Here is a 22,832-nt window from a genome sequence, read left to right on the forward strand (position 1 = left end):
AGCTAACGTACCGCGTCAATAATGGCGTTTGGGAGAACTGTCGACCAGCTCCTCACTCTCCGCCTGACGCTTCGCTGCAGTCCGTTCACGGTGTGCAATGTAAAGTCCGCCGCTTGCGATAAGCGCAACACCCAGCCAGACAAACATGTCTGGAATATCGCCAAACAGCACAAAGCCAACGATGGTCGCGCTGATGATTTCCGTATAACTCAGCGGCGCAAGCACGGAGGCTGGTGCACGGTCAAAGGCGAGCACAATGCAGCCATGTGAGGCGAAGGAGATAATGCCCATCAGCACAAACAGAGGCAAATGAGTAAGATCCGGTGTTGTCCAGGCTGCTGCCTCAAACCCAAACAGACTTGCGATAACCACCAGCGGCGTCAGCGTCAAAACACCAGCCACACCGGTCGCAAACTGAATGCCGAGCAGAGACGCGCTGCCAGAGAGCTTGCGCGTCAAAACAAGGTAGGCTGCAAACGAAGTCGCTGCTGCCAGCGGCAACAGGGAAGGCCAGCCTAAAGCACTGGAGCCTGGACGAATAATGATAAGCGCGCCCACCATGCCGACAACAACAGCAGACCACCTGCGAACACCCACTTTCTCCTTAAGCACCACAGCAGAAAGCACTGTCAGGATCATTGGCTGCACAAAGAAGATCGCAATCGCATCTGCCAGCGGCATGTACTTGAGAGAGCTGAAGAAGAAGATTGAACAGATCGCCAGACATGCACCGCGGATCAGCTGAATGCGGTTCACTTCCTTCATCAGCGAACCAAACGAGCGCCCCATGAAAACAGCGATCAAAAGAACAATCAGCGCCTGACAAAGAAAACGGCCAAGTGATACCTCAACCGGAGAGATAAAACTGCTCAGATACTTGGCAGTGCCATCCATAAGCGGTGCCAGAGACATCCCGGCGACCATAAACAGGATGCCATGCAGCCCGGCATTGGAACTATGACTGTCTGTCGAGGCGGTTGTTGTTGTCATGTTGCTCTCGGAAAATGGGGGATACGCTGACATATCAAAGCCAGCGATCAGGGTAAGGGCCTATATTGACGCACCAGCTATTCTTTCGCGCAAGAAAAAGAAAGTATTCGTCAAAGTCTATTCAGTGCAGTTATCTAAAGAGTATCTGTTCCGCCACTCAACATTATGAGGGCGACGGTTTTCGCTCCGCATTCGCCAGTATCAACCCACTGCAGACGAGCATCCCGACGCCAACCCAGACAAACTCATCCGGAATCTCGTTGAAGACCAGATAACCGATTGTGGTTGCGGAGATAATTTCCACGTAGTTGATAGGAGCCAAAACAGAAGCCGGGGCTCTTTCAAAAGCCTTGACCAGCAACACATGCGCAAACAGTCCCGTCCCACCAAGGCAGAGTAGAAAAATGGTCGGGAGCGTGAAATCTGCTTCCTGATCAGCAATCACCAGATCGCCGCCAAAGCCAGTCAGCCATGCGTAAAAGATGATTGGCAGAATAAAGAGACTGCCTGCAAAGCCAGTTGCGAACTGAATGGCCAGCTGAGAGGCTTGCCCGGAGAGTTTACGCGTCAGCATCAGATAGCAGGCAAACGTAATCGCCGCAGCCAGAATAAGCAGACTTGCTGGTTGGAACACACCAGTCCCCGGCCGCATGATGACAAGCACACCGGCAAACCCAATCAACACCGCTAGCCACCGCTTAGCGCCAACTTTTTCCTTCAGAAACATCGCTGACAAAACTACCAGAATAACCGGCTGTACAAAGAAGATCGCAGTCGCATCAGTAAGTGGCAGGTACTTCAGTCCAAAGACGATGAACACCGATCCAACGGCCAGCAAAAGGCCTCGGCAGAACAGGGGGAGGGTGGTTTCCTGCAGCAGACTGCGCAAACTCCGTTTCTGAAAAGGAGCGATCGCCAGAATGATGGCAAGCTGAACAGCAAAGCGGAAGAAGGCGACAGTTAAAGGCGAGAAAAACTCAGAAAGATACTTCACCACGCCATCGGTGCTCGAAAGGATGAGCAACCCGAACATCATCAGCAGTACGCCGTGCAACACATTGTCAGAGCTGGCAGCGCCAGCCCGCGTAGCCGCTGATGTCATACTAGGTCTTTCTAAAGAATGAGATTATCCGTCGGTGTTGAGCATTTGGTCCAGATGAGAAAGTGGTCGCATCGAAGCAATCATCGCCCGCGCTTCTGCACTATCCTGATCCATCTGCGCAATTAAACCGTCAATACCGTCAAATTTAAGTTCAGGGCGGATAAACCCGATAAAGCATACGGTGACGAGCTTCTCATAGAGGTTCCCGCTGAAATCAAACACATGCACTTCGAGCAGCGGAGCACCATCATCAAAAGTCGGTCGACGCCCAAAGCTGGCAACGCCATCATGCATCTCGCCGTCAATCTTGATCTGGACGGCGTAAACGCCTTCCTTCAACTCACAATTGTCAGCAAGCTTTAGATTAGCAGTCGGGTAGCCCAGCTCACGACCACGCTTTTCACCATGCTGAACAGTCGCTTCAACAAAATAACGGTAGCCCAGCAGACCATTGGCAACCGCCAGATCGCCTTCACCAAGAGCTGCGCGAATACGGCTGGAGGAAATCACTTCACCGCCCTCATCACCTTCAGCCCCAACAATAGTTACAGCAAACCCATGAGCCTCGCCTGCTTCGCGCAAAAACTCAGGTGTTCCCTGACGACCTTTGCCAAAGTGGAAGTCATAGCCGGTGATGCTCTGGGAGATCCCAAGGCGATCCACCAGTATGTCCTTCACAAAATCCTCAGCAGCCATGCTGGCAAACTCTTTGGTGAAAGGCAGTTCGATCACACCATCCAGGTGTTCCGCCTCAAGAATCTCGGCCTTGATATGGCTTGGTGTTAGACGAAACACAGGTTGCTCAGGGCGGAAGAAAGTACGCGGATGCGGCTCAAACGTCATGGCAAGCGCAGGAACACCGCGCTTTGCTGCTTCATCACGTGCCAGATCAAGTACAGCCCGGTGTCCACGATGCACACCATCAAAATTTCCGATCGCAACAACACCGCCGCGCAGCTTGTCAGGAAACTGCGCAAGGTCGGTAATATGCTGAAAAGAATGCGCCTGCTTGATCGGCTCACCCATGAACTGTACTTCCCGCTAAAGCGTATCCCGATAAGAGGCTCCGGTTTTCCTATGAGAATACGCGTGAAAATAAAGATTTAGAGTTTGCTGCACAAAAGCCGAGTGCGCAACATACTCCAAATTTCCAGAATTTTGCGAGACGGTGCCGTGAGAAGCCCGCCCCGTCAAGCTCTTCAGATAAGGTTTGACGGGCCGGACACAAGAAACTGCAAGTTCTTCGCAGGAATTTCGGCTTAAAGCGGAATATCCATATCGGCGCGGGCAGGGACTTTCACCATCGCTTCCCCTTCCAGAACCACCTTCCCATCCACAAGACACTTGCAGTCCAGACGGGCTCTGCAGCCTTTGTCAATCAGCTCCGCAACGCTCACGCGAACCTCAATATCGTCGCCGATATACACAGGCGCGCGAAAATTTAAAGATTGAGACAAATAAATTGCACCTGGGCCCGGTAATCGCGTTCCAAGTACGGCTGAGATAAGGCTCGCGGTGTAAAGACCGTGCGCGATACGAGTTTTAAAAGGGGTCTTTGCTGCAAAATGCTCCGACAAATGGATAGGGTTTCTGTCACCGGAAACCTCTGCGAATCCTACGATGTCTTGAGAGCTGACGTGCTTAACGAATACTTCGGTCATGCCGACTGATAGGTCTTCATAAGCAAGCGGACGAAGGCTGAGCATAGTGTTTCCTCGGATTAACCACAGGCAATATTGCCGGTAAAACGCGCAGAAACGCTAGTAAGCGGACCTCTAAAAAACAATTAGGCTTTTAGCATTATTGAAATCGTATTGGAGAAATTAACCTAACTATAACGTAGGGCGGTTAGTTTCGCGAAAGTTGAATTGGTGGGGACCCCTTTTATTGGAAGGACACCTGCGTCCAGTGTGACCTAAAAATGTCGTGGTCGCCGTGAGTATAGCAGAGAGGCAACGACAGCCTCTTGAGAATATGGAGTTGTACATGGCCCTTGATCTTCAGATGCCAATTTTGGTTGTCGATGATTATAAGACCATGATTCGAATCATTCGGAACTTGTTGAAGCAACTTGGCTTTACGGACATCGATGATGCGGCTGATGGCACTGAGGCCTACGAGAAAATGAAGCAGCGCCGTTATGGCCTGGTCATCTCGGATTGGAACATGGAACCTATGACTGGCTATGAGCTGCTGAAGCAGGTCAGACAGGATGCGGCTCTGTGTAAGACGCCATTCATCATGGTTACAGCTGAGTCTAAAACGGAAAACGTGATCGCTGCTAAGAAGGCAGGGGTTAACAACTACATCGTTAAGCCGTTTAACGCGCAAACTCTTAAAGGCAAAATCGAAGCGGTTTTCGCTGACTAATTTTGCATTGCGCGCACATTGAAGAATTTGGGCTGGGGTGAGGACGCCATATCGATTGCGCCCCAACCCTTTCGTGCACCCAACTGACCGGTTACAAGGTCGGGTAGAGCTCCGGCCTGGCAGACATTTCGTCTGCTGGAGGAGACGTTCCCTACTCAAATAAAGGGAAAGTGTAGTTTTGACCAAAATTGATATTCAGCAACTCATCGATTTTCTGGAAGAAAGCCGTGAGAAGTCGAGCGAAGTCACATTAACTGACGTTATGGGGCTGGCTGAGGTTATGACAGGTTCAATGGGGGACATCATTGAACATATCCAACCTGCAGTGACCATGGAACTGGCAGAAATCGGCGAAGAAATCGCGCGGATGAAAGCCGAAATCAGTAAGCTTCGCGTCGCAGATATGAGGGATAACCATATCCCTGAGGCTGGCCGGGAGCTGGATGCGATTGTTTCCTCAACAGAAGAGGCAACACATTCCATCATGGAAGCTGCTGAAGCCATTATGGCTGCTGATCCGGAAGACACTGAAGCTTACCAGGACACGGTCAACAATCAGGTGATGGAGATTTTCCAGGCCTGCGCATTTCAGGACATCACCGGACAGCGTATTTCCAAGGTTGTCAGCACACTGAACACGATTGACGAGCGCGTCTCCAACTTCGTTGAGCGTTTGCGTCTTGAGCAGGAAGCTCAGGCGGAACATCAGGGTGAAGAGACTGATGAAGAACGCCGCAAACGTGAGCTGATCCTTCACGGCCCTCAGCACAAAGGAGAGGGCGTTTCTCAGGATGAGATCGACGCAATGCTCGGCGACGTGCAGCAGGACGACATCGACAAACTGTTCGCCTGATCAAATGCGTTAAGTTTGCCTGCGGACTCGGACCGCAGAAATAAAAGACAAAAGCAGTTTGCTTGTCCTCAACAAGGCGCAAACTGCTTTTTTATTACCAGCTCAGACGGCCCATAAAGCTATGCACCTGCATGCCTTCAGCCTCGAGCATCTTCACCACAGCTTCTGAATTTCCTTCAAGATCAGCCGCATGAATGCCGTCTGTCAGAAACAAAGCACTGATGCCCTGCGCATTTGCACCCTTGATGTCTGTCGGAAACCCATCCCCAATCGCGAGTATCTCATGGGTTTCAAGCGGTTTACCCGCATGAGCATTGAGCTCAGCACGGGCCATGTCGTAAATCGGATGAAATGGTTTGCCGGTGATAACCACGCGCCCGCCCATCTCTTCATAAAGCTTCGCCAGTGCACCGCCGCACCAAACCAGCTTGTCACCTTGCTCCGCTACAATATCCGGATTGGCGCAAATCAGAGTGAGATCCAGCTTCAGCAAGTCTTCAAAATGAGAACGGTAGTCCTCCGGTTCTTCTACACGTCGATCATTCAAACCGGAGCAAACAATAATGTCAGCCTCTTCCGGCTTTACAAAATCAAAGCTAACACCATGAAATAGGCTATGATTCTTCTTTGGACCGATATGATAGACCTTGGCATGATCAGTCGCTCTCAAGTCAGCCTGAACCACATCCCCGGATGAGACGATCGAGTCGTAGCAAGAGCGTGGTACTCCCAAATTACGAAGATGCTCTTCAATCTCGTTGGCTGGTCGCGGTGCATTTGTAATCAGCACCACAGGTCTGTCGTAGTTTGCTTTGTAAGTCTCAAGAGCCTCAATTGCAGCTGGGAAGGCACTCATCCCATTATGTAAAACACCCCAGACATCACATAGAATGCCATTAAACTGATCTGCGATCTGGCTAAGGCCAGTGATGGGGGATTGTTGCTGCATGGATGTTCTCTTGGAGGAAGTTTGATAGTCTCTTGAAAAAAGAGCAGACTTGAGCCAAATCCTCATAGCCTGAGCAGCTGGCGACGACAAGTAGTTACTATCACTGCTCACCCTGTATCATTATGAGCGTAAATCACTGTCACAAATGCAGATCGGATGCGCCATGTAAATGCACTCCCGAAACTCGGCGGGTTTTCGATGGTGAAAGCAGGGCAAATGAACAACGGAGCGGTTATGGCGGTAAGACAACTTAGCGATACGACGATCAACAGAATTGCCGCGGGTGAAGTAATCGAGAGGCCTGCAAGCGTCGTCAAAGAGTTGGTTGAAAACGCGGTTGATGCTGGCGCCACGCGCATCGAGATCGTGACTGCAACTGGCGGCAAGAGTCTCCTGCGCATAACCGACAATGGCGCAGGTATGACCAAGGAAGACTTGCAACTCGCTGTCCGCCGTCACTGCACATCCAAGCTGCCTGAAGATGACCTCATGGACATCCGAACCATGGGCTTCCGCGGAGAAGCGCTGCCATCCATTGGCGCGATCTCCAGATTGGAAATCACAACCCGCCATGCATCGGAACCACACGCTTGGAAAATCGAAGTAGAAGGTGGTCAGAATAGCGAAGTTGAACCAGCAGCCTTGAATGCAGGAACACGTGTTGAAGTCAAAGATATCTTCTTCTCTGTTCCAGCTCGCCTGAAGTTTCTGAAATCAGACCGCGCTGAAGCCACAGCGATTACCGAAATCATCAAACGTATTGCACTCGCAAATCCAACCATCCGCTTCACTCTTTCTGGCTCCGATCGTAGACAACTTGAACTGCCGGCGTGCACTGGCGACGATGCAGATCTCGCGCGCATCGGCCAAATCCTCGGTGCAGAGTTCACAAAGAACGCAATGGAAATCGAGGCTTTGAGGGAGGGGGTACATCTTTATGGATATGCTGGCCTCCCTACATTCCATCGCGCCAACTCTCAGCACCAGTTCTTCTTCGTAAATGGCCGCCCTGTGCGTGATAAGCTCCTACTCGGTTCACTTAAAGCCGCATACTCAGACGTTCTCTCAAGAGACCGCCATCCAATCGTTGTGCTGAACATCGACCTGGATCCGCATCAGGTAGACGTGAACGTACACCCCGCAAAAGCAGATGTTCGCTTCCGCGATGGGCAGCTCGTTCGAGGGTTGCTGATCGGCGCACTTAAGAACGCGTTTGTTCAATCTGGTTTCCGTGCGTCTACGGCAAATACGCAATCTGCTATCAATGCCATCCGCCCAATGGGGCAGGGGACAGGTTTCAACGTCCATTCAGGCGCTTCGGCACATACCCAACAAGGTCACGGAGAAGCAGCGCAAAACTACTCCTGGCAACAATCAGCCTATCGCCCTGAAGAAAGCTCTCCCTCAGTCTGGAGCGCTGCAGATATCCCGGAAGCAGGAACTCAGGAAACACAACTGGGCCTAATGGAAGCAACGGCACCATATACGGCTTCGCCAGAGCCCTCCATGAGGCAAGATTCTGCCGCTACGCAAGGACAACAAGCCTACAATCTCGTCGACGCACCATCAGCGGATTCGCGCGCGCATGCGCATGAACTGCCAGAAGACAGAGAAAACTTCCCGCTCGGAGCAGCGCGAGCGCAAATCCACGAAACCTACATCGTATCGCAGACGAAAGACGGTCTCGTTATCGTGGACCAGCACGCCGCGCACGAACGCCTTGTCTATGAGCAGCTCAAGGAAGACCTCGCAAAGCGGGATGTCCCAAGACAAATGCTCTTAATTCCTGAGATCGTCGATCTCCCAGAAGATGACGTCGCCCGTCTGGAAGAGCGTGCTTCTGAACTGGAGGAAGTCGGCCTCGTTCTGGAACGCTTTGGCCCCGGAGCAATCGCTGTCAGAGAAACCCCGTCCATGCTGAAGCGTTTGAATATCAAAGCGTTGGTGCAGGATCTGGCGGATGACTTTGCTGAGTACGACAGTTCAACACGCATCAGAGAGAAGCTGGATCTGGTGGCTGCCACGATGGCATGTCATGGCTCAATCAGAGCAGGCCGCCGCATGCGCCCTGAAGAGATGGACAATCTGCTCAGAGATATGGAAGCGACACCAAAGTCCGGCCAGTGCAACCACGGCCGCCCAACATGGATCGAGTTAAAACTTCACGACATTGAACGCCTTTTTGGGCGTCATTGATCTCACAACCAAAAGAGGCGGATCAATGATCCGCCCCTTCCGGTTCGTATTCTCGACTACGCTAAGTAATCGATGGGTTCTGACATGTGGCCTCAGAAGTCCCTCTGAACACGGAGTAGGATAGAGATGATATCCTGCTGACCGAGCGGACGAGTTGGGTTACCACCGTTAACGGCTGTGTCTGGATACAGATCACCCAATCCAACGTTACGGTAGGCAACTTCCGTACCGATTTCGAAACCGCTAACTGGTGTCCAGCCGATCTTACCGACAACATCCCACTGATTCTGGTTCCAAAGGAACTTAGAGCGAGCGTTGGCGAAGGAAGCCTGGATAGCTGCGTTCCATTCAGGTGAGAAGTCTGCCTGGAAACCCCAAGCAATGGACCAACCGGTAGCAATACCGTCTTCACCATCTGTAAGAGAAGTTGCATCCCAGATGACGTTCTGCCAGTCACTGTTCACGTAACCGAGTGCGCCTTGAGAGAAGGTTGCCTGAACCACACCCTGGAAGCCGGAGAGATAATTGGTGAAGAATGGTAGATTAAATTCTACACCACCACCGACGGCCCAACCGAGAAGGCCGGAAGGATAAGATTCAAGATAGCGAACTTCTGTCAGAGCACCCATGATCTGGGCAGAACCCCAACCTTGGTCCAAACGGATGTTTGCGACCAGATCCGGGAAGCGCATACCGCCGTAGCCCTGGTTAAATCCTGTAGAGTTAAGATACTCACCAGTAAAGAGGTTCTGCTGGCGAGCGGTTCTGTCTTCTACAGACCAGCTGGTTGAAAGGCCATTGCCAAGGTCAAATGTGTAACCGGCAAGCCAGAGGTTTTGGTCAGAGTATGCAACGGTGGTGATCGCACCATATGCATAACCGGTCCAGAAGTCATAGAAGGACTGCGCACGACCAATGGTCATACCGCCAAACTGTACGAACGCATAATCAAGCGTCATAACAGTGTTGTCCTGCTCAACCCCAAACGAGCCGACTGGGTTGTTCACGTTAGGAACGGAGCTGTCATCCTGAATAAAGCCAGGAGTGTCAACTGTTCCAAACAAATCGATGTAAGCGCGAAGCAGACCGTATTCTGTTTGAGTTCGTGCGTCCATGCGGAGGTAGCCACGTGCACGAGTGGAGGTTGAATTTCTTGTCCGCTCGGACCAGTCGCTTGGGCCAGCTCCAAAGTTGTTGAAGCGGTATTCAGCACGAACACGACCGCGAATTCTCAAACAGGTATCAGTGCCTGGAATATAAAAATATCCAGTACCGTAGGCGTCACAGATCTGGACGTATTCTACGGGCTCCGGTGCAACGGGAAGATCGGCTGCAAGGACCGGAGTGGCACTCATCATAAGCGCTGCTGCGGCGCTAGTTGTAAAGTGGCGCATAATTCGACTCCTAAATCGGGTTGAAACCCACTCCTCAAACAAGGTTAATTGACAAAACTACTTAAGGCGGCCCAAATGCTGCCTAAGCAAAACTGATTTTATTTTTGTGTACGCGAATTCCCTGCAGCAATTGATGCCAGCACATCCTTGTTGATGCAATAATAACTCTAAAAATAACCTAGAGTTATCAAAGTAATCGAAACCGCTGTTTCATTCCTGCAACGCTTTTATCCAAAACTAGGTAGATGTAACAAAGACGAAATCGGGGTCGATCTCCGTGAATTAAGTGCTTGTTATTGTTTATTAAAAGTTTGTTTCGCAGATTCCTTAGCCTTTTTATATGCAATCTGCGTCATTCGAATCAAAGACTCGCTGAGCGCCAAATCTGGAAAATTCAGGCTTTCCCTCATAAGTATAGTGATAGTAATTACAAGTATTCGTGTTTTGCGTTGGTTTGGGGAATTCTGCGTTCTTTTGAGGTGTGACGCGTTGCTATGTGAACTGTGAACCCGATCCCCTCAAATCCCGGAGATCTCGGCCCCAACCATGCCGCGAGGATAACTCCTACAACCACCACCGCCGAAACCACCTCGACACCCCGTGTCAGACAGCCTCCGCTGCCACCCCACTCAGCCGCGCCCCAGCAATCCACCCACCACCGTGAAGCTTCACCCCACGCCACATCACCCAGTCCAAACAAAAAAGGCCCTCCCGAACCACGTCGGGAAGGCCTTCTTCTACTCTTTATATATAAGGACGGTCTGAACGAGCACGCACCGCGCTCAGCTCTATGTCCGCAGCAGGCTCAGAATCTTCGCTTCAAGCTCAGACCCGAACCTGTGACCGGAACCGCATGCCGAAAGGTCGCTCTACAGACCTATGTACCGCACAATCAGGATCTGGCTGTCACCAGCGTGGCGCACGTCCAGCCCCTCGAACCCATCAGGGATCACCGGCGAAACGCTCGCATCTTCTTCCCAGATGCACAGCGCGCCTTCATTGAGCCAGCCACCGGCTGCGGCACTTGCCAGAGCCTTTTCGCCCAGCTCCTGCCGGTAGGGTGGATCCAGAAACACCAGATCAAACGGCATCATGGTGCCGGCATGTCCCAGAGAAGTCGCATCGCGGCGCAGGATCTTCGTGGCGCCCATCAGACCGGTGGTCTCCACATTCCGGCGGATCAGACCGCGTGGCTCCACGGCGTCCTCAACGAACACGCAGTATTTGCCGCCGCGGCTCATCGCTTCCAAACCCAAAGCGCCAGTGCCTGCAAACAGGTCCAGTACACGGGCATCCTGAACCGGATTGCCATAGGCATGAGCGAGCACATTAAAGATGGTCTCTCTCATCCGGTCAGTGGTTGGCCGCGTATTCTGCGTCTTGGGTGTAGCGAGCGCTGTTCCCCGAAATCGTCCAGCAACAATTCTCACGAGTTTCTGCCACCTTTATGTCCGCGAGGCGCGCCACGATCACCGCCTGGGCGACCACCACGTGCTTTATCTCCGCCAAAGCTCTTGCCAGAACGAGGGCCTTTGCTGAAACCGCGCTTGTCGCCATCACGGCCACCGTCACGAGGACCTTTGCTGAAGCCACGCTTTTCGCCATCACGGCCACCCTCACGAGGGCCTTTGCTGAAGCCGCGCTTTTCGCCATCACGGCCGCCATCGCGTGGACCTTTGCTAAAGCCACGCTTTTCGCCATCACGACCGCCTTCACGAGGGCCTTTGCTGAAGCCACGCTTTTCGCCATCGCGGCCACCCTCACGAGGGCCTTTGCTAAAGCCGCGCTTCTCACCATCACGACCACCGCGTGGGCCTTTGTTAAAGCCGCCGCGCTTTTCATCAGATGGGGCATCATCGCGGGAGCGACGATTAGAGAAGCGGCGCTCGCCCTCAGTTGGACCAGTATCGCCGGTGTACTTCGCGTTTTCTGCCGGGTTGAAGCGGCCACCACGACGATCTTCACGGCTTGGCGCATCTTCTGCAGAACGCTTGGTGCCACCATGTGCCAGATCGAAACCACCACGCTTGGTGCGGGTGCCGAAGCGGCGCTCTTCTGGCTTGCGCTTTTCGTCGTTACGACGGTTGTCGCCGTCCTCGAAGGAAGGTGTGTAGGTGTCTACGGTGCCGTCAGCGCTGAACACGCGGCGCGGCTTGCTGTCGCCACCACGCTCATTGCTGCCATAGCGGGAAGGGCCCGCCTTGCGGTCACGATCGCCAAACGGCTTACGATCACCACGGTCGCGGTCGCCAAAGGATTTACGCTCGCCGCGATCGCCAAATGGCTTGCGGTCACCACGGTCGCGGTCTCCAAAGGATTTGCGTTCACCGCGATCACCGAACGACTTGCGTTCTCCGCCATCGCGATCACCAAAGGTTGGCTTCACGCCAACGCGCTTACGATCACCAAATGGGTTGCGCTCAGAACTTTCACCGTCACCATCGCGCTTGTCTTCGCCATGGCGCATTGGCTTCTTGTTGTGCTTGGCAAGAACAGCCGCTGCATCTTTCGCGCTGATCCAGCCGCCACCAGCACCACCGGAAGATTTCTTTTTCTTCTTCATCTCGGCTTTTTTGCTGGTGCGGGCATCCATCTGGTTGATGATTGGCGCATCAAAATCGAGATCGGCTTCAGAAACCAGGCGCTCGCCCAGCTGGTCACGCAGCACGCGACCACGGATTTCCTGCAGCTCACCTTCACCAAGGTCGCCCAGCTGGAACGGACCAAAGGAGATGCGGATCAGACGGTTCACGGAAAGGTCCAGGTGCTCAAGAATGCGCTTCACTTCGCGGTTCTTGCCTTCACGCAGGCCAATGGTCAGCCAAACGTTGTCGCCTTTTTCAGTGTCCAGCGTCGCTTCAATAGCGCCGTACAGAACACCGTCAATGGCAACACCATCTTTCAGGGCATCCAGCTGCTCTTGTGTCACTTTACCAAACGCGCGCACGCGATAGCGGCGCAGCCAGCCGGTTGCAGGCAGTTCAATCACGCGGGAAAGGCCGCCATCGTTGGTCAGCAGCAAAAGGCCTTCTGTGTTGATGTCCAGACGGCCAACAGTCACTACGCGTGGCATGTCTTTTGGCAGAATGTCAAAAACAGTCTTACGGCCTTCAGGGTCTTTGTTGGTGGTAACAGTGCCCCGAGGTTTATGGAAGAGCCACAGACGGGTGCGTTCACGGGTTGGCAGAGGTTTGCCATCCACGTACACCTTGTCTTTCTGGGTCACGGTAAAAGCTGGTGTGTCCAGCACATTGCCGTTCACGCTCACGCGGCCGGCTTCAATCCATGTTTCTGCTTCACGGCGTGAACACAGGCCAGCACGTGCCATCGCCTTCGCGATACGCTCACCAGTAACGGTTACTGTCTGTTCCTGTTTCTTTTTGCCGGAGGATTTCTTGGTCTGCTCGCCGGATTTGCGGGGGGAGCTTTTGGGGGTTTTACCGCTGTTTTTCATTGGCTCTTGCCCGGCGAACCGGGGCCTTTAACTTTCTACACTCTGTACAGATACACTGGATGAGCTCGCATAGGCGTCACCGCCTTGGCTGCCCAGCAGTCTGTCAGATGCCACACAATATTCGAATGTCGTCAAAGCGCATTCCGTTTGATTGATTCAATCAGAAGACAGGAACTCGCTCAAAAAAAGAAGTCGGAGCGTGCTGCGTGGATGTTTTCGGGACGCGAACATACTCTGAAACCGGTCATAACCTAAGCGGAGCCCGTTGGCAAAGGGGCAAAAGCAGACTCATGCCATTTTTTCTGCTTTTGTTGGGTTACAGCGTACCTGTAGGAGAGTAATGAAGTCTAATATGGCGAGGGCTTAAACGCGGGACGGAACGGTCTTTCGCTTCAGCCTTGGCTGCTCTCTTCAGCATACCGCAAAAGGTCTATTCCTTTTTCGGCTTGAGCCGCGTTTCCATGTAGGTTGGTAGGTTGTCCTTGGTTAACATCTTTTGATCGTCCACGACAAAGGTGTCCAACGAAGGCATCTCCAGAAGCGGAGATAGGTCTGAAGCCAAAGTATCATTCAACCACAACCCCTCAACGCGGATCATACCGACAAGCGGGCTTATGTCCTCGGCAGGTATGCGCGAAAGGCTCACACTTTTAACGCTTTTGAGGTGTCGTAAGGGTGCAAGATCAAAGACCATTGTATCGCTCAGGTCAAGAACTGTCAGGTTTGGCAGGTCAACCAATGGAGAGAGATCTGAGATCGGGTTTTTGCGCAGGTCAATTTGCTCAAGCCGGAATTTGCCCCGAAGTGCCGCGACATTTGTAACGTTTGCCTGTTCAAGCAGCACCCGTTTCACGTTTGTTGCCGGGGCCAACGCCGAGATGTCACGGAGGCCACTTTTTGAGCCATCAAAATGAACCAAAGATGGACCAAGCCGCAGGCCATTTAGACTGGCAATGCTCGGACCACCAATACGGAGATGTGTGATTTCTGTGCTTCGGGCAAGTGGCGAAAGGTCCGTTATCTGATTGCTGACAAGTGTGACACGTCGCAACTTCAGCTGCGCAAGGGGGCCAAGATCACGCACGGGATTGTTAGTAAGTGCAATCGCCTCAAGGTTTTGCAATGCTTCTATGCCTTCGAGCGACGATACACCCGAATTGATGATCGAAAGCTGTTCAAGAGCCCCCAATTTGTTGAGGGGAAGTTCAGAAATCGAATCTATTGCATTGTTGATTTGAAGAGTTTGGAGCTTCTCAAGCGATGCTGCGAAGTCATAACTCAGGGGCCGACTGTTTCGGATAGACAGCGAGGTCAGGGACTCATTTTGGATTCCCGACGCATCAAAGGCCCCAAGATCTGTCAAATCCAACCGTTCGAGTTGCGTGAGGTGCGCAATGACGCTGAGATCAATTTGATTCTCTGTGCTTTCACGACCGGAAATGGACAGAAGTCTGATCCATGGCGCATCTGCGACTGCACTCAAATCCGCAAGATCGGCTGCTTTTCGTATGATCAGACTATGATCTGTGCGCTTTTGGCATTGGGACCCTATCTGAACACAATTATCCGATTGCGCGACGGCTTGGTGCGCAATCAGCATAGTCCACAAAATACAATGAACCAACAGCCTCATCGCACGTATCCTTCAAGCAAAGAGAATGTGTGATTTCGAGCTGGCAGACCATATTGAAGCGCACCTACGAAACTTCCACTTTTTCAATTTTGCAGCGCTTTGTGGCGAAAATGTGAATTCAATGCGGCGACAACAAGGTCCAAAGAAAATCGCCAATGTAGCTGAATGCGGTCATGCATCCAGAGCGCAGCATTGAGCGGAATGGGCTCTTTGATCACTTTCATAAATGAGGGCACTTTAGCATTCAGAGTAGAAGCAACTCTTGCTCAGGCAAGTCAGGAGGAGCTGCTTTATCTCTTGTTTTGCATATCTTTGTCCGCAAATCAGCTTCCCCTTTTCTGCAAATGGCACTAGCTTGGCGCACATGAAGACGCCCACATTGAACTCAACCTTTATGGATATGGCATTGAACGAAGCCCGCGCGGCAGAAGCACGAGGGGAAGTGCCCATCGGCTGTGTTGTGGTCAAAGATGGCAAGGTGCTTTCCGCCGCAGGTAACCGCACGCTGGAGCTGAATGACCCAACCGCCCATGCCGAGGTGCTGGCCATTCGCGAAGCTGGCAAGCAGCTGAACTCCCAACGTCTGGAAGGCTGCGATCTGTACGTCACGCTGGAACCATGCCCAATGTGCGCGGCTGCGATCTCCTTCGCCCGCATTCGCAGGCTCTATTATGGGGCAGGGGATGCAAAAGGCGGCGGCGTAGACCACGGCGTTCGCTTCTACTCCTCCCCAACCTGCCACCACACCCCCGACGTCTACTCCGGCCTAGCCGAAACCGACTCCGCCGCCATGCTGAAGACGTTCTTTCAAGTGAAGCGGGATTGAGTGGTAAAGAGCAGTGGCAACTGAGGGGTTTCGGAGTGTACGTGCTCCATGTCTCTCCTAAGGCGTGACTGAAGATTTAAGAGTTCAGGAAGCAGGCAATCTGCGACTTCCCTGATGAGAGATAGTTCTGAGGTTGGCGCCACAGCAAGTTCAGCTGCACGCCAAATCATAGGCGCATGAGAAGGAAACGCCTCTGAGGCGATCTCAGCACACGGGTAGATGTCTCGGGAATAGACGTTCCTTTTCAGCATTTCTGCTTCAAAGAGCGAGCGGACAATACGTTTCATCAGCCAACTACAGGCCCGTTTCCGCTCACCATCTGTCTTCGCGTCGGCAAGGTGTGTCGGCCAAGCCTTTGCCCACCGATCCACGCGATGCAAATGAGCAATCGCACGAGAGCCAAGTGTTGGAGCTGGTAACTCCGTAAGAAGGTTTTGAGGCCCGAAGCAATATCCCGAGTAGCTGAGCGAGAACTTGAGCCACTGGTATCTGGAAGATTGCAGGAAGTCCTCGGGCTCAAACCATTCAAGATCTATGTCGGTTGCCTGAGTAATGCAGTGCTCTGGAGACAAGGTCTGCAAAGCAGGACCATAAGCGAAGACAATCAGATCGATATCAGAAGCCCCTTTAACGAACGTTCCTCGGGATGCTGATCCTCGAACTGCCAGACAATGAAAGTGTTCCCCAAGCTCTAGCTTGAGCTTTTCCGCAAACTGAGAAAGCTCAGAAAACAAAGGCTCTTCAGGAGCTCTCCCAATACGCGGCAATACCCCATGCTCGTCAGCCCGGGAAAGTCGTCCAATTGGCTTAAGGTGCGATGCCGTTATTACGGGTGTTTCCATGCTTCTCCGAGGTGAGACGAGCTTTGTATGAAATGAGAAGATAACTCAAACAAGCTATCAGCAAATGCCCGAAATAACGGCATCTAATTCTTTAAAAAGTAACATCGGCTTTACCTCCCTTGTTATGCATCGCTTAGCGCCTGTGACGTAAACTTTCCAAAATGATTGTGAACGCGTCATGGTCTAAGAATTTATGCTAGTCAGCCAAAAACAGGTCTTAACGGGTGCACCTCTCAGGCAGTTTCTGCTTTATGCGATCCCGTCGACATTCGGTTTACTGGCATTGGCGATAGCTGAAATTGTTGATGCCTACTTCTTGGGAAACTATGTTGGCCCTCATGCGCTTGAAGCTGTAAATTTCTCCCTTCCAATCATTACTGCCATCTATGGTCTCATGTTGATGATAGCTGTCGGCGCATCTGTCATCACCGGCAAGTACGTTGGAGAAGGTAAAGAGGAAGCCGCCTGCCAGGTCTTTATCAAGACCTTGCTGACGACCATTCTCCTTGGGTTTGCGCTGACTATTCTTATTCTCGTGTTTATCAAGGATATTGTCGAACTCGTCGCATTCGACCCTGAAGCATCAGATTACATCGCAGACTATCTGAAAGTGTTTGCCTGGGCATTTCCGCTCATAGGGTGTGCCATCGTTCTTACCACCTTTGGGCGGATTGATGGGCGGCCTGCTCTGGTGCTGCTGGCAATCGTTTTAGGGACAGCGCTTAACGTGCCACTTGATCATGTACTCGTTGCTGAACTTGAGATGGGCGTAACAGGTGCTGCCATCGCGACAGGAAGCTCTCAGGTGGTGGTGGTGCTTGTGTTACTACCGCACCTGTTAAGAGGGGCAGGGATTATGCGCTTGCTCCGTCCTGATGGGAAATGGCGTGTCATGTTGCGCGCTGCTTACACCGGACTTGCCGAGTTCATAAACGAGATCTCTACGGGGGTGATTGTCTTTGTAAGCAATTGGATTTTGATCTTGGAGCTGGGCACTGACAGTATCGTCGCGTTTGGAATGCTGAACTATCTGGTTTTCCTGTCCATCATGATCTTCTATGGATTTGGGGAGGCCCTGGGCCCGCTCATCTCGATAAATCTGGGCGCTCACCGCTACGACCGAATTAAAACCTTCCTCTTCTATGCGTTGTCTGCAAACCTTTTAGTCGGTGGTGGGCTTGCGATCTTCATTCTTCTGTTCCCTGTGTTCATCAGCACGGTTTTCCTGAATATGGCGTCAATGATGGTTGTTGATCTGACAGAAGAGTTCTCCAACTACTTGTGGCCCATCTTCATTTTCAATGGCATCAATATCACCCTTTCCTGCTATTTTGTTGCCATCCAGAGTGCATCTCGGGCTGCCATTGTTGCCTTGTCACGGTCCTTGGTGTTCCCAGTGATATTCATGATTGTTTTCCATATGCTGTTTGACGGTGGAATGGTCATTCTTGCACTGCCATTGGCTGAAATCGTGAGCCTAACCATATGTTTGTATCTATTCTGGCAGAGGACACCGGGAAAGTTGCAGGCTTAAGCCACTCTCTTCGCCGCAATCAAGGAACCGCCTGCAATTGCCAATGCAGCAATAATCACGTTGGCTTCCAGAGTGCCTTCGCCGAACAGGATCAACAGCAGCGTCGAGATCAGCGGGGCGCCGTAGGCGAGTACGCCGAGAAGCTGAACGTTGCCGTGTTTCACGCCAAAATCCCAGGTATAAAAGGCAACACCAACGGGCCCTAAACCGAGGCCGAGAACAGCAAAGATCTGCAGCGGGTCAGCTGGAACTGCTGTGGTCTCCCAGAGAAAATGTGAGAGCCAGCCAAACGCAGCGGTCAGCGCACAATAGCCGATCACCGCATCCGAAGAGGTGTTCTTGATCAGGCGGCTCAGCACGGAATAGCTAGACCAGATAAGCGCGCAGCCCGCAGCGGCCAGATAGCCGATGAGATACTCCCACTGCAAGTTGCCAGCAGTATCCTTCCATCCAAGCAACACCCAGTATCCAGCCAGCGCCACAAGCGCGCCAGAAACATGCCACCGCGTGATGGTCTCCCCCGGCAACAGCGCAGAAAATAGCACGATGAGCAGCGGCCAGATGTAAGCAATCAGCCCCGCCTCAACTGCAGGCGCATTCTGCAGGGCCACGAAGTAAAGCGCATGGAAACCAAACAATCCACCAACTCCGAGCAACCAACCGGACAAAGGCAGCTTGAATGCAGACCGCAAATCAGCCTTCCCACTGAGCAGCTTGCCGGAGAGTGTGAGCGTCGCAACGGTGAACGTCATGGCCAGCAACTGAAATGGCGGGAACTGATCTCCTGTCAGCTTGGTCAACACCGCAAGGGTGCCCCACAAAACAATGGAGATGCTCCCGATCATCGTCGCAGCGCTGGTCTTGCCCGCTGAGTGGTTCTGTAACATGCAAATAGTCCGCTTAGATAACAAAGGTCTGGCGCCGCACCTGTCGCACGCCATCACCGCTAGGCCGAGGCTTCTCAGCAAAGCAGGCCAGATCTTGCCCCATTTCCTGCTTATTGGAATTAGGCAAAACAGGAAATAGATTTTCTTTTTGAGATTTGTGCGCCTACGCTGTATCCCTTAGCCATCAACAGGCTTAGTACGTTCAGATAAGAAAGTTGAGACCCGGAAGGAAGAGATGTCGTTTCAAGCTGTAATCCGCGAATATAACCGGCTGGAACTCGGGCACCGCCACGCGTTCGCGCAGGCTGTTATTCCGTTGCAGGGCGAGATGGATATCGAGATCGGTGGCCAGTTCAAAGAGTTGAAGGTCGGCTCCGTCGGCCTCATCGCGCCGGAAACCCTGCATGACAGCGAAACCACCTCCGGCAGCCGCTTTCTCATCATCGACGTCAGCGACAAAGCAGCCATCACCCAGTTCTTCCGTAATGCCAATGACAGTCATCTGGAACTGTCACCGCTTGCGCTCAAGTACCTCAACTTCGTTGCCTCTCTGACAGATACCTTCGCCGCAGACGCAACCGGCGCATCCACCATCCTCAACACCGCTCTGGAACTGGCAACCGGGCAGGGCTCCGACCTTGCCAATCAAAACATGACCAGTGCCCGTCTGTTGAGTGTGAAGGACCAGCTGCCCGCGCCCGTCAAAATCTCCGAGCTTGCGAAGGAAGAGGGCTTCTCGGTTAGCAGCCTGCAGAAGAACTTCAAAGCCTCCTTCGGCAAGTCCCCGAAACAGGTACAGCTGGAGATGCGCCTCAACAAAGCGCTGGGCCTGCTGCGCTCCTCCAACCAGACCATGGCTTCCATCGCCTTTGAGGTTGGCTACGAGAATGCATCGTCCTTCACCAACATCTTCAAAAAACACTTCGGCCTGACGCCATCCCAGTACAGAGCCCAGTACCGCGCCTCCCTGACGCGCCACAACTGATCTCCACCAGAACACCCAATCATTACAGCCCTTTAAGTTGTCACCCTTAGGTGCGATCAGTATGTTGCATGCTTTCTTCAGTATCACCACTGCGTGCAAAGCCAACAACAGAAAGCATCTGATGACTGAAACTGCTCTGATCACCTACGTCGCAGCGCTGTTCTCCATGATGAACCCCATCGGAAACACAGGCGTCTTCGCAGGCATGACTGCGGATCGGGACGCTGCCACCGCCCGCCGCATCGCGTGGACCTGCGCCGGCGCCATCGCGCTGACACTCCTCACTGTCACCTGGACGGGCGGCATCCTCCTCAAGTTCTTCGGCATCACCGTGCATGAGCTGCGCGCTGCGGGCGGCGTAATCGTTCTGCTAATCGCGCTGTCCATGCTGCGCAGTGATAACAGCCACCGTCAAACCCCGGAGGAAGCCGCCTCCGCAGCAGAGCAGAACCACATCGCCGTTGTGCCATTGGCCATCCCAATCGTTGCCGGACCGGGCGCTATCGCCACAGCCATCGTCGCCGCTGAACGTCATTCCGGCATCTGGGCCAAGATTGATCTCTCCATCGCGGCTGTCGGTCTCGCTCTGTTCACCGGCTTCCTGTTCTCCGTCTCCAAGCCAATCGCCAACAAACTGGGCGAGTCCGGCATGGGCGTTGTCACCCGCCTCATGGGCATGGTGCTTGCCGCAATCGCCATGGGTATGCTCGCAGACGGCGTCAAAGGCATGATCCCCGCATTGGCGAGCTAAACGCCTACGGAAAGGCTCGCCTAACTGAGCCTTTCTCCTCTGAAAACCAATGATTTTCGCCACAAGCTTTACCCTCTGTTTCGCACAGCAGGGATCGGTCCATCCGGCAAAGAGTACAGAAGCTATACTTGATCCAACGAGGCACCATCCGCCTCCAAAACAACAGATCAGGTGTTTCTATGCTGGAGTTCAGCAGCCACAAAAATCATCGGAACCCCTCAGGCCGGGCGTGGGCGCTGCAGGCCATCAAAAACATTGAGGCGGATTACAATCGCTCGGCTGATACACATCTGATCAAGCTGAACATTCCCAAACTCACCAAGGCGGGCATTGATCTCTACCTCAAGGATGAAAGCACCCACCCCAGTGGCAGTCTCAAACATCGGCTGGCCCGCTCGCTCATCCTCTATGGCATCTGTAATGGCTGGATCAGGGAAGGCATGCCCATCGTGGAATCCTCCTCCGGTTCCACGGCAATCTCGGAGGCCTATTTCGCCCGCCTCATCGGCAACCCCTTCATTGCCATTGCGCCCAAAGCAACCGCCACCGGCAAAATCCGTGAGATCGAAGCGCTGGGCGGTGAGGTACACCTCGTTGAGCCCTATCAGATCTACAGCGAGGCCGCACGATTGGCGAAGGAACTGGGCGGACACTACGTGGATCAGTTCACCTACGCGGAGCGGGCAACCGATTGGCGCGGCAACAACAATATTGCCCAAAGCCTGTTCTCACAAATGGAGCTGGAGCGCTTCCCCGCTCCCAAGTGGATCGTCATGAGTGCCGGAACTGGCGGCACATCGGCAACCATTGGCCGCTACATCCGCCTCCATACAGAGGACTATTCCAAGACGCAGCTCTGTGTCGTCGATCCTGAAAACTCGGTGTTTCATGAGTACTACCGCAACCGCGATGCCCAAATCGTCCGCAACAAGCCCTCACTCATAGAAGGGATTGGCAGACCAAGAGTAGAACCCTCCTTCATGCCAGATGTCATCGACAGAATGATCGACATCCCCGATGCAGCCAGCATCGCCACCATCAGATGGCTAGAAGGTGTCATCCTGCGCAAATGCGGCGGCTCAACAGGCACAAACCTTTATGGTGCTCTGGCGCTGGCCAAGGAGATGATGGAAAACGATCAGGAAGGCTCCATCGTCACCCTAATCTGCGACAGCGGTGAGCGCTATCTGGATACGCTCTACAACGACGACTGGGTCGCCAGCAAAAACCTCGACCTGCTCTCCTACATGCACAAACTCATCGACTTCGCCGAAATTGATGGCATCTAGTGAGGGAACTGCCTCACCTACTGATGAAAGTTGGTCTAACGAAGCTATACAGAAGGTGTTTGGTCTCCGGTTCTGTTGCACTGATCCGGCATTGCTCCCAAAGTTTCGGATCATGATCCCCGATCATGGATTCATACGTTATCTCGTCAAAGCACTGTTCTTTGAAGTTTTCACGAAGAGATTTTGTATTCACTAAGACAATGTGTTTTCGGGTAATAGCGAGAGGGAATGGGTGTAGTCGAACCCTCAGGCTAACCTGCATAAGACTTTTTGTAATATCAGTGGAGAATGTTGCCGCATCGTCGATGTCGATACCTAGGTGCGGTGCTAGCTCTACGTTTTTGATGTCTGCAAAGCCTTCTAAGATTAAAACCCAAATATCGACGTCTTCAAAGCTGCTGGGTTCGCGAGAAGCAAATTGCCCTTTTGCATCAGCCATAACTTGCGTAAACAGCGGAGGGTTTTTGTATAGTTCACCATCTTGCCAAAATACAAAGGTCGAAGGATTGAGTTTCCTTTCCAAGATGGCCAAACTACCAAATCTCGTCGATGCGACAGAAAACAACAAAGCAAGGATTATGAGCAAAATATATAAGCCGATTAATCTGTTTGCCCACCAACTAAAACGTACCATTCCTACCCGCTCCCAGTCCCATTATGCCTAGACCTGTCAAAAGGCGCTGTTGTTCAATTATCAGTACTCGATCTAGGGATAAGGTTGGTAGCCCAAACAACAGAGCTGCAACCATGTCGGTTATAGAAGTGAGCATGCCCGCG

At 52.7% G+C, this 22,832-nt stretch carries 21 protein-coding genes; 8 read left to right on the forward strand and 13 right to left on the reverse strand.

The window, feature by feature from the left end; genetic code table 11:
• Positions 1-15: 15 nt before the first annotated feature.
• The 4 genes from PSE_RS07280 to PSE_RS07295 all read right to left on the reverse strand — a co-directional run bounded on the left by PSE_RS07280 (position 16) and on the right by PSE_RS07295 (position 3,798).
• The gene (locus PSE_RS07280) at positions 16-990 is read right to left on the reverse strand and encodes a DMT family transporter (protein WP_014284265.1); all 975 of its coding nucleotides are present in this window, start codon (positions 988-990) and stop codon (positions 16-18) included.
• A 163-nt stretch (positions 991-1,153) separates the two neighbouring features.
• Positions 1,154-2,092 carry a DMT family transporter gene (locus tag PSE_RS07285; RefSeq protein ID WP_014284266.1) on the reverse strand — a complete coding sequence of 313 codons (939 nt, stop codon included), beginning with the start codon at positions 2,090-2,092 and terminating at the stop codon, positions 1,154-1,156.
• Positions 2,093-2,116: 24 nt separating this feature from the next.
• Positions 2,117-3,118, reverse strand: coding sequence for a bifunctional riboflavin kinase/FAD synthetase (locus PSE_RS07290; RefSeq protein ID WP_014284267.1), 1,002 nt, complete (start codon positions 3,116-3,118; stop codon positions 2,117-2,119).
• Between the two features lie 233 nt (positions 3,119-3,351).
• Complete coding sequence (locus tag PSE_RS07295) at positions 3,352-3,798, reverse strand: MaoC family dehydratase (protein ID WP_037037988.1); 447 nt, start codon at positions 3,796-3,798, stop codon at positions 3,352-3,354.
• A 280-nt stretch (positions 3,799-4,078) separates the two neighbouring features.
• On the opposite strand from PSE_RS07295, the gene PSE_RS07300 reads away from it, so the two are divergent.
• Complete coding sequence (locus PSE_RS07300; RefSeq protein ID WP_008552155.1) at positions 4,079-4,462, forward strand: response regulator; 384 nt, start codon at positions 4,079-4,081, stop codon at positions 4,460-4,462.
• A 178-nt stretch (positions 4,463-4,640) separates the two neighbouring features.
• A complete protein-coding gene (locus tag PSE_RS07305; RefSeq protein WP_014284269.1) occupies positions 4,641-5,315 on the forward strand; it encodes a protein phosphatase CheZ in 675 nt (224 codons plus the stop codon).
• A gap of 94 nt (positions 5,316-5,409) precedes the next feature.
• On the opposite strand, the gene PSE_RS07310 is transcribed toward PSE_RS07305, so the two are convergent.
• On the reverse strand, positions 5,410-6,264 hold the full coding sequence (locus tag PSE_RS07310; protein WP_014284270.1) for a TIGR01459 family HAD-type hydrolase: 855 nt from the start codon (positions 6,262-6,264) through the stop codon (positions 5,410-5,412).
• 234 nt (positions 6,265-6,498) lie between these two features.
• Between PSE_RS07310 and mutL the strand changes: the two genes are divergently transcribed.
• The gene (gene mutL / locus PSE_RS07315; protein ID WP_041768913.1) at positions 6,499-8,460 is read left to right on the forward strand and encodes a DNA mismatch repair endonuclease MutL; all 1,962 of its coding nucleotides are present in this window, start codon (positions 6,499-6,501) and stop codon (positions 8,458-8,460) included.
• Positions 8,461-8,552: 92 nt separating this feature from the next.
• Here the strand turns inward: mutL and PSE_RS07320 are convergent, their stop codons facing one another.
• From PSE_RS07320 to PSE_RS07335, 5 genes are all read right to left on the reverse strand, one after another.
• Positions 8,553-9,854, reverse strand: coding sequence for a porin (locus PSE_RS07320; RefSeq protein WP_041768102.1), 1,302 nt, complete (start codon positions 9,852-9,854; stop codon positions 8,553-8,555).
• Between the two features lie 427 nt (positions 9,855-10,281).
• Positions 10,282-10,554: a hypothetical protein gene (locus PSE_RS27175; RefSeq protein WP_148266105.1), complete on the reverse strand. Its 273-nt coding sequence runs from the start codon at positions 10,552-10,554 to the stop codon at positions 10,282-10,284.
• A 169-nt stretch (positions 10,555-10,723) separates the two neighbouring features.
• The gene (gene rsmD / locus PSE_RS07325) at positions 10,724-11,284 is read right to left on the reverse strand and encodes a 16S rRNA (guanine(966)-N(2))-methyltransferase RsmD (protein WP_041768104.1); all 561 of its coding nucleotides are present in this window, start codon (positions 11,282-11,284) and stop codon (positions 10,724-10,726) included.
• Positions 11,281-13,308, reverse strand: a complete 2,028-nt coding sequence (locus PSE_RS07330; protein ID WP_014284274.1) for a pseudouridine synthase — start codon at positions 13,306-13,308, stop codon at positions 11,281-11,283. The genes rsmD and PSE_RS07330 overlap by 4 nt, the downstream gene beginning before the upstream one ends.
• Positions 13,309-13,738: 430 nt before the next feature.
• Positions 13,739-14,941, reverse strand: a complete 1,203-nt coding sequence (locus PSE_RS07335; protein ID WP_014284275.1) for a leucine-rich repeat domain-containing protein — start codon at positions 14,939-14,941, stop codon at positions 13,739-13,741.
• 364 nt (positions 14,942-15,305) lie between these two features.
• Here PSE_RS07335 and PSE_RS07340 point away from each other — a divergent pair, with 364 nt between their 5' ends.
• Positions 15,306-15,767 (forward strand): nucleoside deaminase, encoded by a 462-nt coding sequence (locus PSE_RS07340; protein WP_244421366.1) that lies wholly within the window; start codon positions 15,306-15,308, stop codon positions 15,765-15,767.
• Here the strand turns inward: PSE_RS07340 and PSE_RS07345 are convergent.
• Entirely contained in the window at positions 15,749-16,609 is an 861-nt protein-coding gene (locus tag PSE_RS07345; protein ID WP_083841555.1) for a hypothetical protein, read from the reverse strand. The genes PSE_RS07340 and PSE_RS07345 overlap by 19 nt on opposite strands.
• Positions 16,610-16,802: 193 nt before the next feature.
• On the opposite strand from PSE_RS07345, the gene PSE_RS07350 reads away from it, so the two are divergent.
• Positions 16,803-18,143, forward strand: a complete 1,341-nt coding sequence (locus PSE_RS07350; protein WP_014284279.1) for an MATE family efflux transporter — start codon at positions 16,803-16,805, stop codon at positions 18,141-18,143.
• Here PSE_RS07350 and PSE_RS07355 read toward each other — a convergent pair.
• Entirely contained in the window at positions 18,140-19,030 is an 891-nt protein-coding gene (locus tag PSE_RS07355) for a DMT family transporter (protein WP_014284280.1), read from the reverse strand. The genes PSE_RS07350 and PSE_RS07355 overlap by 4 nt on opposite strands.
• Before the next feature lie 235 nt (positions 19,031-19,265).
• On the opposite strand from PSE_RS07355, the gene PSE_RS07360 reads away from it, so the two are divergent.
• From PSE_RS07360 to PSE_RS07370, 3 genes are all read left to right on the forward strand, one after another.
• The gene (locus PSE_RS07360; protein ID WP_014284282.1) at positions 19,266-20,015 is read left to right on the forward strand and encodes an AraC family transcriptional regulator; all 750 of its coding nucleotides are present in this window, start codon (positions 19,266-19,268) and stop codon (positions 20,013-20,015) included.
• A gap of 121 nt (positions 20,016-20,136) precedes the next feature.
• Positions 20,137-20,766: a MarC family protein gene (locus tag PSE_RS07365; RefSeq protein ID WP_208998108.1), complete on the forward strand. Its 630-nt coding sequence runs from the start codon at positions 20,137-20,139 to the stop codon at positions 20,764-20,766.
• 179 nt (positions 20,767-20,945) lie between these two features.
• On the forward strand, positions 20,946-22,055 hold the full coding sequence (locus PSE_RS07370) for a PLP-dependent cysteine synthase family protein (RefSeq protein ID WP_083841556.1): 1,110 nt from the start codon (positions 20,946-20,948) through the stop codon (positions 22,053-22,055).
• A gap of 13 nt (positions 22,056-22,068) precedes the next feature.
• Here the strand turns inward: PSE_RS07370 and PSE_RS07375 are convergent, their stop codons facing one another.
• Entirely contained in the window at positions 22,069-22,689 is a 621-nt protein-coding gene (locus PSE_RS07375) for a hypothetical protein (RefSeq protein WP_041768107.1), read from the reverse strand.
• Between the last annotated feature and the right edge of the window lie 143 nt (positions 22,690-22,832).

The organism is Pseudovibrio sp. FO-BEG1 (assembly GCF_000236645.1).
GTDB lineage: Bacteria > Pseudomonadota > Alphaproteobacteria > Rhizobiales > Stappiaceae > Pseudovibrio.